Genomic DNA, 12,864 nt, shown 5'->3' with positions numbered 1-12,864 from the left:
GAAAAATGGAATCATTTAGGTTCGCAAATCCCGAATATTTATACCTCTTGCTGGTGATACCGGCATTTGCCATCGTCTTTTGGCTGGCCAGAAGAGGACGACGTAGAGCAATCCGCAAATTTGGAAATCCGGAACTGCTGGCCGGTTTGATGCCCAACGTGTCGAATGGTCGTCCGGTAGTGAAATTCTGGATATGGATGCTGGCTTTGGCATTTATAATTGTCGGAGTCGCTCGTCCGCAGTTTGGCTCGAAACTGAAAACGGTAAAACGCAAGGGAATCGAAATCATGATTGCCCTCGATGTGTCGAACAGTATGCTGGCCCAGGACATCAAACCCGATAGGCTGGACCGGGCGAAAAGAGCCATTGCCAAATTGACAGACCGGCTCAATCAGGACAAAATCGGGTTGATCGTGTTTGCTGGGCAGGCTTATATTCAGTTACCCATTACTACCGATTATGCATCGGCCAAACTTTTTCTGAATTCGGTTAACACGAATATGGTTCCGGTTCAGGGAACAGCTATTGGAGCAGCCATCAACCTGGCAGCCCGTTCGTTCTCGCCCAATTTCGAGGGAAATAAAACCATCATTGTGATTACCGACGGTGAAAACCATGAAGATAATCCGGTAGCGGCAGCCAAAGCGGCGTACGAAAAAGGAATCACTGTCAACACCATTGGGATGGGACTTCCCGAAGGAGCACCGATTCCGGTTACGTTGCCCAACGGAGAACAAGGTTACCGGAAGGACAGCCAAGGGAACACGATTATTACGAAGTTGGATCAGAAGATGCTGACCGAAATTGCGGATGCGGGAGGAGGAACGTATATCCGGGCCAACAATGCACAGATCGGATTGAATACTTTGTTCGACGAGTTGAACAAGCTGCAAAAAGCGGAAATTGAATCGCGGGTGTATTCCGATTATGAAGACCAATATGGGTATTTCCTAATCATGGCTCTGGCATTGATTTTGATCGATTTCCTCGTGCTCGACAGGAAAAACAGGTGGTTGAAAAATTACAGTTTATTTAATTAACAGAGAAGGATTTAGATATAATGAACGTGAAAACATTCATGTCGGAAAATAAAGTGTGGATGAGGCAAATCGTTCTCATGGCGATGATTCTATCCCTCGCGGTTCCGGTATTTGCGCAGAAAGAGCGGAAATACATCCGGGAAGGAAATAGTTTTTTCGAGAAAGGATTACAGGACACAGCCAGTCTCGACACAGTCAACTTCAGCAAGGCCGAAGTAGCTTATCGCAGAGCGCTGCAGGAGAAGCCCAACGACTTCAAGTGGAAGTTTAATCTGGCGGATGCCACCTACAAGCAGGCTAAGCCCGGAAAAGCTGCCGAGCAGTTTGAGCAGCTGGCCAAAGAGACCGATAACACCAAGGATAAGGCAATGGTCTACCATAATCTGGGGAATTCGTTGCTGGCGCAGAAAAAGATTGACGAGAGTATCGATGCCTATAAAAAGTCGTTGCGGTTGAATCCGAACGATATGGAGACCAAGTACAATCTCGCTTACGCGGAAAAATTGAAGCAGCAGCAAAAGAATAAGAAAAAGAATCAGAAGAACCAGCAGAATAAGAACAACAAAGACAAGAATAACAAGAACAACAAGGATAAGAACAAGCAAAACAAAGACCAGAATAAGAACAAACAGAATCAGGACCAGAAGAAAAATCAGGATCAGAATAAGAATAAACAAAATCAAAACAAGCAAAACCAGAATAACCAAAACCAAAATCAGCAGCAGCAACAACAGCCTCAGCAAAACAAGATTTCAAAACAAAATGCCGAGCAGATGTTGCAGGCCCTGCAAAACGATGAGCGAAAAACACAGGAAAAAGTGCGTAAGCTGAAAGCAAAAAAGGCGCAGCAGCGCAAGGTTGAAAAGGATTGGTAACGGTTGCCATTGATGTGTAACCGGATACCCTCCGGAAAAATTCCGGGGTTTTGCTAATTTTGAGGCATGTTGACAATGCAAAACAGATTAATCACGAAATATACAGGCATACAGATGATGAAGAAAAAGACCCTGTTTCTTCTCTTGTTTACGCTCTTTGCCGGCTTAACTGCCCGCGCCGACGACGTTCGGTTTTCGATGTCGGCGCCCAACGTGGTAGAGCTGGGAAGTCAGTTCCGGCTCTCTTTTGTGCTAAACACGCAGGGAGAGAATTTGAAACTTCCGGAGTTGAATGACTTCGATGTACTGATGGGACCCTCGACTTCCAACAGCACCTCCATCCAGATGATCAACGGGAAAACAACCCGTTCGGTCACTTTCTCTTACACCTACATTCTGCAGGCGAAGAAAGAGGGAAAGTTCACCATTCAACCGGCCACCATTGACGCGGACGGAAAGACATACACGTCAAACCCGGTGACCATTCAGGTGGTAAAAGGCTCGTCGAAACCGGCTGGAGGAGGTGTCGACAAGCCGGCAGCTACACCAGGACATATCGATTCGAAGGATCTGTTTGTCAAGGTGGACGTGAACCGGAAATCGGTTTACAAAGGAGAGCATCTCGTTGCGACCATTAAAATTTACTCACGGGTGAACCTGAGTGGATTCGACGATATTGAACTCCCGAACTTCGAAGGGTTCTGGTCGCAGGATATCGATATTCCGCAACAGATTTCGTTGCACCGGGAAGCCTACAACGGAGAAATATACAATGTGGGAACACTGAAGAAGACGATTCTTTTCCCGCAGCAAACCGGAAATATCACCATCAAGCCGGTAAAAATTGTGGCGTTGGTGCGTCAGCGCGTGCAGCAGCCGCAGAGCATTTTCGACGATTTCTTCGATCAGTTCTCAACGGTGAAAGCTACGGTGTTCAGTCAGCCGATCACCATTCATGTGAAATCATTGCCGAAAGCACCGGCCGATTATTCCGGTGGAGTCGGGAACTTCCGTCTCGAATCTTCTATCACGGCAACGGATGTAAAAGCCAACGATGCCGTGACGTTGAAGTTGAAGATTTCCGGTAACGGTAACCTGAAATTGATTGATGCGCCTAAGGTTGATTTCCCGCCGGATTTCGATACATACGATCCGAAGAATACCAGCGATTTCAAAGCAACGGAGAGTGGTCTGGAAGGAAGCACCTCGTTCGAATACCTGGTCATTCCGCGTCATGCCGGCGATTTTACCATTCCGGCTGTCAACTTTGTGTATTTCAATCCGGCAACCGGAAGATACGTGACCAAGACCACCAAGTCGTATGATTTGCATGTGGAAAAAGGAGCCGGTAACCAGTCGAACACGGTTGTCAGCAGCGGACTTTCCAAAGAAGATGTGAAATTCCTCGGAAAGGATATTCGTTATATCAAGACGGATAACAACCAACTGTTCCAACGAAACGATACGTTCTTTGGTTCGGTGAACTTCTACCTGATTTATCTCGGAGGAGCATTCCTCGTACTCATATTCTATCTCTTTAACATGAAGCGCATCCGCGAGAATGCCAACCTGGCCCGGGTGAAAAACCGGAAAGCCAGCAAGGTGGCCATGAAGCACCTGAAAGTGGCCCGCGGCGTTCTGAAGCAAAACGATGCGGAGAAATTCTACGAAGCGGTAACCCGTGCATTCTGGGGCTATCTCAGCGATAAGCTGACCATTCCGGTAGCCGATTTGAATAAGGAACGCGCCACCGAAGCGTTGTTGGAGCGCAGTGTTTCGCAGGAACTCGTCGATCGCTTCATCGAAACGCTCGACACTTGCGAGTTTGCGCGCTTTGCACCCGGCGGAGGCACATCGACAGCCATGAATGAGATGTACGACAAGGCTGTGGAGGTGATGAGCCGCATGGAAAAAGAGATTAAGTAACGATGAAAGAGAATCAACAGAACAGGGATTCGATGAGACAAAAAGTATTATACATCATAGGATTGTTGGCGCTGGTACTGGTGTCCGGCACAACATTCGCTCAAAAAGCAGAACAGGATTCCATCGCTAAGGCAGATACATTGTATGCGCAAGGCCATTATCCGCAGGCTGCCAGTGTGTATTCAGGTATCCTGAAACGCGGATATGAATCGGCCGACCTCTATTTCAACCTGGGAAATGCCTATTACAAATCGGGAAAGATAACTAAGGCCATCATCAATTATGAGCGGGCCCGTTTGCTGGCTCCCAACGATGACGACATCAAGTATAACCTCGAATTGGCGCAGGCCCACGTGGTCGATAACATTCAGCCGTTGCCCGAATTTTTCCTGACCAAATGGTGGCACAGCATTATTAATACGCATTCTGCGGATGAGTGGGGAACACAAAGCATGATAGCATTCTTCATCTTCCTCATCATCTTTGCCTTGTTTCTTTTTGCGCAAACGGTGCGCCGGAAAAAGCTCGCATTCTGGGTTTCCATTTTGGCGCTTGTCTGGTCGGGATTTACCTTCTCATTTGCATCGAGCCAGAAGAGCAAGCTGACACACCGTAATACAGCCATTATCACGGCGCCGACGGTGACGGTGAAAGGTTCGCCCAGTGAAACGGGAACCGAACTCTTCATTATTCACGAAGGCCTGAAGGTGAAACTCACTGACAGTCTCGGTACCTGGAAGGAAATTCAGCTGGCCGACGGCAACAAAGGTTGGGTGCAGGACTCAACGATGGTACGCATCTAAATCGCTTTTCAAATAATATTTCAGGGCGGGGGTAAGTAACTTTACTCCCGCTTTTCGTATATCCCTTTTCGATTGTTATTTTTGCAATTCGAAAATGAATAACGATGGTGGAAATTTATCCTGCGGGATTTGAATCAAAAATTGGTTTCGACAAAATACGCGACTTGCTGAGTCAGCGGTGCCTGAGCACACTCGGGAAGGAGATTGCTGCGCAGTTTAGTTTCTCGTCTAACTACGAGACCATTGTCCGTCAGCTCGACGAGACCGTGGAATTCATGCAGATCATTGCCGAGGAAACCAATTTCCCCACAGGCTACTACCTCGATGTTCGTCCGGCACTGCAGAAAATTAAAGTGCCGGGTACATTTCTCGAAGTACACGAGCTGTTTGACCTGAAACGTTCGCTGGAAACCATTCGTGCCATCGTTAATTTTTTCCGTTCCCGGGAAGAAGAGGAATTCCCCAGTCTGCGCGAGGTGGTGCGTGATGTGCAGCTTTTCCCGTTTGTGTACGACCGCATCGACCAAATCATCAGCAAACACGGAACGATAAAGGACAATGCGTCACCCGAACTGGCGCACATTCGCCGCGAAATTTTTTCCCGGCAGGCCAGCGTTTCTAAAATTATGCAGAGCATTCTGCGGAAAGCACAGAAAGAGGGACTGGTGGAAAAAGACGTTTCCACTTCCATTCGTGACGGCCGCACGGTGATTCCCATTGCTGCCGGAAACAAGCGAAAACTGAAAGGAATTGTACACGATGAATCCGCTACCGGACGTACGGCCTACGTAGAGCCGGAAGAAGTAGTAGAAGTGAATAACCGTATCCGGGAGCTGGAATCGGCCGAAAAGCGGGAAATCGTAAAAATCCTGATTCACTTTACCGACGAAATCCGTCCGTATGCCGAAGATTTGGCGTTTTCGTACGGCATTTTAGCCGAACTCGATTTTATTCGGGCCAAGGCTCTTTTGGCCATCGAAAGCGAATCGGTGAAGCCGAAAGTGACCGATAAACTGGAGCTGGAATGGTTCAAGGCCCGTCATCCGCTGCTGGAACGCAACCTGAAGGTGGAGAACCGGAAAGTGGTTCCGCTTGACATTACACTGACCGAAAAGAGCCGCATTTTGCTCATTTCCGGTCCTAACGCCGGTGGTAAATCAGTTTGCCTGAAAACGGTAGGCCTGGTGCAGTACATGTTACAATGTGGTTTGCCCGTTCCGGTAAGCCCGGACAGTCGCTCCGGAATTTTTGAACAGATGTTTATCGACATTGGCGACGACCAGTCACTGGAAAACGACCTGAGTACGTACAGCTCGCACCTCACGAATATGAAGTTCTTCACGAAGAACTGTACGCCTAAAACGCTGGTGCTCATTGACGAGTTTGGAACCGGAACCGAGCCGATGCTGGGAGGTTCCATTGCCGAGGCGGTTCTCAATCGTGTCAACCAGTTAGGGACCTATGGTGTTATCACCACGCACTATACCAACCTGAAACACTTTGCCAGCTCGGCGGAAGGCATCGAAAATGGCGCGATGTTGTACGACTCGCACCGGATGGAACCGCTTTTCCGTTTGCAGATTGGCAAACCGGGAAGTTCGTTTGCTTTTGAGATTGCCCGTAAAATCGGGCTTCCGGAAGACATTCTGAAGGAAGCGAGTGATAAAATCGGGCAGGAGCACATCGATTTCGACAAGCACCTGCGTGACATTGTTCGCGACAAGCGGTACTGGGAAGGCAAGCGGCAGCGTATCCGGAAGGTGGAACGTCACCTGGATGACATGGCCGGCAAGTACGAATCCGATTTGGAAGAAACCGAACGGATGCGGAAAGAGATTCTGGCGAAAGCCAAACGCGAAGCCGATGAACTATTGTCCAACACCAATCGGATGATTGAGCGAACCATTCGCGAGATTAAAGAGGCCAATGCCGAGAAAGAACAAACCCGCAAGGTGCGCCGCGAGCTGGACGATTTCCGCGATGAGGTGGAAAAGAAAGCTACCGAGGACGAGGAAAAGATAGCCCGGAAGATGGAGAAACTGCGGCAAAAGGAGCAAAAGCGCCGCGAAAAATCACCGCGTAAAGAGCCGGAGAAAAAGAAAGCCAAACCAGCTCAACCCAAAACGCCCACGCTGGAAGTGGGAGCAAAGGTCCGGTTGCAGGGACAGCAGGCAGCCGGCGAGGTGCTCGAAATCAACGGCAAAAACATTGTGGTGGCCTTTGGAGCGTTGCGTTCCACGGTGAAACGCGATAAACTGGAAGTGGTATCGAACAGCCAGTTGAAGAAAGGTGAGGTGCAGAAAAATAAAACCATTGCCCGGATCAACGATGCCATTGCCGACCGGAAAATGACCTTCAAACCGGAAGTTGACGTGCGGGGAATGCGTGCCGAGGAGGCGCTGCAGAAAATTCAGGAGTTTGTTGATGAAGCCATCATGGTGGAAGCTGCCGAGCTCCGCATCCTGCATGGAAAAGGTACCGGCGTTTTGCGCGAACTCATCCGCAACTACCTGCGCACCGAACCGATGGTACGGCACTACCATGATGAACACGTCCAACATGGCGGCGCCGGTATAACGGTGGTGGAGCTGGCGTAACGAAGGTTAATCGTTCGCCCGCTTCTCTTTCACAATCTCTCGCACATCTTTCAGCAATAGCGGAAAGGCCGGAGCGGTCATGTTGTGCCCGTAGCCTTGCATTTCGTATAGTTGCGTGTCTTTGTGCCCCACCACTTTCATCATGCGCATCAGGTAAGCATTCTCTTCATAGCGTCCCAGCATTTCCATATGACGGTCGCCGGTGATGAGCAGTAACGGCGGTGCATCTTTCCGCACCCAGTACAGCGGCGCCAGACTGTCGACAACCGGTTGTGTTCCCGGAATACCCCGCTCGGCGCGAATAGTGAAGTGCGTAATGGTATGTCCGCTGAAGGGAATTAACCCCGCAATCCGGTTGGCATCGATGTCCCATTTTTTAAGGTAATTTTTGTCCAATCCCACCATCAGGGTGAGGTAACCACCGGCCGAGTGCCCCGAGACGAATATCAGCGTCGAATCGCCACCATATTGCTCGATGTGGTTGAACGCCCAGGCCACAGCGGCCGCTGCATCGTCGATGCAATGCTCCGCTTTGATGTGAGGTGATAGCCGGTATCCTACGCCAATCACGGCCATACCCTGTTCTTTCAACTCTTCCGGAATCTCTTTGTGTCCGCCCGTCAGGCCGCCACCGTGAAACCAGACAATGGTGGGGAAATGCTTCACATTCTTCGGGTAATACAGGTCCAGCACACATTGCTGCCGGAGGTACTCATCGGCCTGGTTGAGTGAATCGCTGTAATACGGAATGTTGGATTGGGTAACGTACTCGGTCTTTTGCGCGAATGCCGATGTCACCCAAAGCACCAGGGCGAGCAACAGATAAGTTTTCTTCATGGGATGTTTTGTTTGATTACGATTAGGTGTTTTGCTTCGTGAGGTGTAAATATAAGGAATACGCAGAAGTGAATCGTTTAAATAAGTGACACATGTTTTATTCCGGAGAAAATTCAGAAATTACCAAATAGGAGTACTAAAGAAATGACGATGATGATTATGAAAAGAATATCGAAGTATATAAGTCGGATGTATAAAATTACTTTCTGAGCTAATTTCTTTGCTTCAGGAGTTGTTTCCTTGTCAATGTACCGTTTAAAAAAGGGAAGAAATAGTACAGCGTATTTGTTATATAATATTCGGTCTCTGGAAGTTTCAATGATATTGGCGTATTTCTGTAATTCTTTGGGAAAAATAGATTTCAAATATTCAAAATGGAAGTGAGCTTTTGCATACATTAGAATGAAAGGACTTAAAATCAATAAGCCCATTGATATCAAAAACAAAACTCCACCAGTTTTCATTTATACCTTTTTATTGCTGTTTGAAATTAAAATTAAAAAACGTTTTAATGAGAATCAACTCTTCTACAACCTCTACGAGGTCGCATTGAGGCTGGAGAGGTTTTCAGCTACAATACTAAATCTCCTGCGGAGAAAGTATCGCGACGTTTCCAGAGTTTGGAAAAGCTCCTACCTATGCTGCATTTCCTGCAGCGAAATTCCGCGTAGCGGATAAAGTATTGTAGCAATTGCCATTCCCAAACCCGCATTTTCCGCGTAGCGGATACACAAAACCATCCCCGGTATCAGCAATTAATAAAACACAGCGACAACCAATATCAGCAAAGCGACTGAAATGCTAAAACCAATCTTCATGAACTTCCAGGCTTCGCGGTATTTCCGTGTATAGCCGTTTTCTTTGTAGCCGTTGGCCATCACCAGCGTAAATACCCCCCAGAAGAAAAGGAGATACATTAGTTTTTGCGATGTTCTCAAAGGGATGTCTTCTTTTTTCATCGTTAGGATATTGAGTCGTTAATTTAAAAGATGTCTTTATCATTAACTGGCGGAATCTTTGCGTCTAGTTCTTTTATTATCTTTTTCAACAGGGATTATTAGTGTCGTATGATTTTGTGTATTCTATGTACGCTCCCAATTCCTGTGTAAAATTTACTCTTGATTGGGGACGGAATTAAATTTTTGTTCTTTAAACCATTCTTTGGATTCTCCACTAAAAAGAACAATTAGAACATACAACTGAAGTAAAGCTTGACCAACAGAAACAACTACGATAATCGGGCTTAATCTAAAATATCCCCAAACGACTATGCATTATATACATTACAGAATTCGGTATCTTTAATATTCAATCGAATAGAGATTTTTGTGTTTGAATTGACCTATTTTTATGTGCAAATTTTAGAGGTTTTCCTTTTACAGTTAAAATATCCTGTCTACTTTTTAAGAAATTAGAAACTTTACGTGAACTCCAATCAATTTTTAGCGTATCAATAATCTTTTTTGCAGGGAAAGCACCTGTCTTTAAGAATTCAATTATTTTTTCTTCAATGTTATTGAGGTCTGATTCAGAAACTATTGATTTAGAATCCTCATTAATTTCATAAGTTGTCAGATTACCTACAATATCAACTGCTTTGCCACCTTTTGAGATTAGGATATTATTTGCATTTTTTTCTCTCGGATTTGGTTTTCTAACATAAATTGTTCTTCCTTTTCTTAATCCATCCATTACACCCGACCAAGTTCCACCTTTTTCACTTGATTCGGCTACATAAATCTCAGATGCAAGTCCATAGATTATTGGATTACGTGCCATAGCAAGTTGAACACTCCACGGTGCTTTCGGATAAAAAGTACTTAGAACTAAAACATCACCTTCAATTATTTGCTTGTAATACTTTTTAAAACCTGATTGAAAAGTCGCTATTCCTTGAGGAAGAACAATTATGCTTTGTCCTTTGTATTTTAGAGCCGAGTCAAGTGCTTGTTTATCTACACCCTTGGCAAATCCACTAACAACAACCTTATAATCCGTTGAAGCATTTTTTGCAATATTATCTGTAAATTCTAAAGAATTATCATTTGCTTTCCTTGAACCGACGATAGCAATTGATTTTTCTTTCAATATTTGAAGATTACCTTTAGTATAAATAACTGGAGGGGCGTATGTTCTACCCAAATTTTTCTTCAGTGTTGGGGAATAATCTTGTGATGTAATTGGAAGTATATTGTAACCTTGCTCTAAAAGGTCTTCAACCATAAAAGCATAGTTTGACAATTCTTTTTTTGCATCTAAGAAAAGTTCAACTTCTGTTTCAGTTATTTCATATTCTTTTTCCCAAGTCGATTTTTCAAACTCAAAAAAGTCAATAATTGATTTACCCTGTTCAAATAGCCGAACAATTATTTCGTTTTTCTTTTTAGTTTTTATCTTAGGAACGTGAGCTAAAGCCAACCAATATGTTAATTCTTTATTCATACTCAATTATTTAAATGTCTCCTCCTACGGTTCTTGCAATTACCAAAGGAGCAATTTTCGTAACCCCAAATTTAGTCAAAACATTTCCGATTTCCTTAATTGTTGCACCACTATCAAATATGTCATCAAATAAGATAACTGATTTGCCAGTTATCTCGTGGGGGGCAGAGTAATCGAATTTTTGAGTTACATTGTCTTTTTTTAGATAGCCATTTTTGAATACTTTTTGTGGCTGAGTTTCTCCTGTTTTTATCAAATTATGAGAAATAGGGACTTTTAAAACTTGTGATAACTTTTCTGTAAAATTTTTCACTAAATCACCAGATTCAGTTGGGGGAACGTAAACAATAAAATCAAATTTTTCTTGTCCATATTTTTTCCTGAATGCTTTCAATGTAAGTTTTAGGAGAAAATCAGGAAAATCTCCACCATTCTCATATTTGCTCCGATGTAATGCTGCACCAACACTAGATACACCATAATAACTTGAAGCAATTCCGTTTACAATATTTGAAAACCTACTTTCAACATTTAGTTCAGGAAAGTATGATTCTCGGAAATTTTTCAAATTTTGTATTGTTGTTTGCTGTGGATTCAAAGTCAATGGTTCAAGTGATGTATTATCACAATTTTGATAGTGACTATGTGATTTATCTCCCAAATAATCACACAAGAACTTCATCCTTGAACTTTCTGTATTTACATACTCTATCATCGAATCAAGTTCCTTCAATTTTTGTTCTCTTAGTTCAGCAAAAGACTTTGTGTTGAGTTCAGGTGCATTGAATTGATATTCATATTTTTTTGAGCGACCGTAAATAACCTCTTTTATTATCCCTTGTTCAATTAAATCGGCCTTTATAACTCGTACCTGTGTTTGCTTCAAATTCGTAGCTTTCATTATTTGTCGTTCGCCCAATTGTTCTTGTTTGAGAACGTTAATGACTTTATTATAGGCTTTTATACTTGGGCGACCACCGTCAATAAAAGCTTTTGGTAATTTGAAATCTTCTTCAATGTCATTTTCATCTTTTGCTGAATTATAGAAAAGAATTAATCTGGTTGGTTTCCCATCTCTACCTGCTCTACCGATTTCTTGATAGTAATGTATTGGAGAGGCTGGGATTTGAGTGTGAACAATAAATCGAATATCAGCTTTATCTATTCCCATTCCAAGAGCATTTGTTGACACAACTGCTTTCCATCTATTACCCATTAATCCATTTTCAATTTCTTTTCTCGAATCAGAATCAAGACCTGCGTTGTATTCAGTTGAACTTATGCCCAAATACTCGAACCACCTTGAATAAATCTCTGTATTTACTCTTGTTCCTGTATAAATTAGACCGGTTCCTTCCAATCTTGACAAATTCTCAGCCAACCACAAAAGCTTTTCATCTTCCGAATTTACTTTTATTACATATAGTCGAAAATTTTCACGGATTAGTTCGCCTCTGATAGTCTGAATGTTTCCTGATATTTGTCTTTCAATATCTTCTTGTACTCTTTTTGTCGCTGTCGCTGTAGTTGCCAATACAGGCAGATTTTGTGGTAATAATTTAACAAGGTTTATAATTCTCCTAAATGCAGGTCTAAAATCGTGTCCCCAAACTGAAATTGTATGTGCCTCATCAATTACAATCATTGATAGATTCATTTTTCTTGTAGCTTCAATCCATTCTTGGTTTTCTTGTCTTTCAGGAGCGATATATAAAATCTTCAATTTACCATCTAATGCGTCCTGAATCGTTTGTGAGTTTTCTTCTGGTGTCTGTTCAGAATTAATGAATTTTGCTTTTATACCTTTCTCATTTAGTCCTTTTACTTGATCTCGCATTAAGGCAATTAGAGGAGAGAAAATTACAGTCAGCCCTTGAAATTGTGTTGCAGGAAATTGAAAACAAAGTGATTTCCCGAATCCAGTTTTTTCAATTAGTAAAACTCTTTTTCCTTGAAATAATAAATCAATAGTTTCCCATTGTTCATCATAAAAATGGTCAAATCCAAAAGTGCTTTTTAATCTTATATTAGCTTCTTGTCTATTCACGATTTCTGTTCTTTATATTGTGGCTAACGTTTATATGTACATTGAAAATGTGCTATATCTCCATTATTGGATGGAAATACACACTTTTTCTGACTAATATTTTCAAGACCATCAAACAGATTATTCATCTCTTCTAATCCTTGATAATTATCTCGAAAACCTCCGTCATTTCAACTAGCTGAGATCTGAAGTTGGTCTGCTCAGTTTGCATTTTATTGGTTATTTAGGCAGTTCAAAATAGAAAATTTCCCCCAAAACCCCATCCGTCACATCTTTAGATCCACCCATTTTACCCTC

9 protein-coding genes are annotated in these 12,864 nt (G+C 43.5%); 5 read left to right on the top strand and 4 right to left on the bottom strand.

What is annotated here, in order from left to right:
* Window positions 1–5: 5 nt before the first annotated feature.
* The 5 genes from AC060N_RS14395 (at window position 6) to AC060N_RS14375 (ending at window position 7,241) form a co-directional block, all read left to right on the top strand.
* Complete coding sequence (locus tag AC060N_RS14395) at window positions 6–1,040, top strand: vWA domain-containing protein (RefSeq protein WP_479524428.1); 1,035 nt, start codon at window positions 6–8, stop codon at window positions 1,038–1,040.
* 59 nt (window positions 1,041–1,099) lie between these two features.
* The gene (locus AC060N_RS14390; RefSeq protein ID WP_479524427.1) at window positions 1,100–1,915 is read left to right on the top strand and encodes a tetratricopeptide repeat protein; all 816 of its coding nucleotides are present in this window, start codon (window positions 1,100–1,102) and stop codon (window positions 1,913–1,915) included.
* Between the two features lie 114 nt (window positions 1,916–2,029).
* Entirely contained in the window at window positions 2,030–3,841 is a 1,812-nt protein-coding gene (locus AC060N_RS14385; RefSeq protein WP_479524426.1) for a BatD family protein, read from the top strand.
* A 32-nt stretch (window positions 3,842–3,873) separates the two neighbouring features.
* Entirely contained in the window at window positions 3,874–4,644 is a 771-nt protein-coding gene (locus AC060N_RS14380; RefSeq protein WP_479524425.1) for a tetratricopeptide repeat protein, read from the top strand.
* Window positions 4,645–4,748: 104 nt separating this feature from the next.
* On the top strand, window positions 4,749–7,241 hold the full coding sequence (locus AC060N_RS14375) for an endonuclease MutS2 (RefSeq protein ID WP_479524424.1): 2,493 nt from the start codon (window positions 4,749–4,751) through the stop codon (window positions 7,239–7,241).
* Between the two features lie 6 nt (window positions 7,242–7,247).
* On the opposite strand, the gene AC060N_RS14370 is transcribed toward AC060N_RS14375, so the two are convergent.
* The 4 genes from AC060N_RS14370 to AC060N_RS14355 form a co-directional block, all read right to left on the bottom strand.
* On the bottom strand, window positions 7,248–8,078 hold the full coding sequence (locus AC060N_RS14370) for an alpha/beta hydrolase (protein ID WP_479524423.1): 831 nt from the start codon (window positions 8,076–8,078) through the stop codon (window positions 7,248–7,250).
* A 755-nt stretch (window positions 8,079–8,833) separates the two neighbouring features.
* Window positions 8,834–9,037: a hypothetical protein gene (locus tag AC060N_RS14365; protein WP_463233702.1), complete on the bottom strand. Its 204-nt coding sequence runs from the start codon at window positions 9,035–9,037 to the stop codon at window positions 8,834–8,836.
* A gap of 349 nt (window positions 9,038–9,386) precedes the next feature.
* On the bottom strand, window positions 9,387–10,520 hold the full coding sequence (locus AC060N_RS14360; protein ID WP_463233700.1) for a DNA-processing protein DprA: 1,134 nt from the start codon (window positions 10,518–10,520) through the stop codon (window positions 9,387–9,389).
* Between the two features lie 10 nt (window positions 10,521–10,530).
* Entirely contained in the window at window positions 10,531–12,567 is a 2,037-nt protein-coding gene (locus AC060N_RS14355; protein ID WP_479524422.1) for a RecQ family ATP-dependent DNA helicase, read from the bottom strand.
* Window positions 12,568–12,864: the final 297 nt, after the last annotated feature.

The sequence above is a fragment of the Prolixibacter sp. DSM 2831 genome (assembly GCF_056493735.1).
This window is presented reverse-complemented; position numbering and strand designations above follow the sequence as displayed.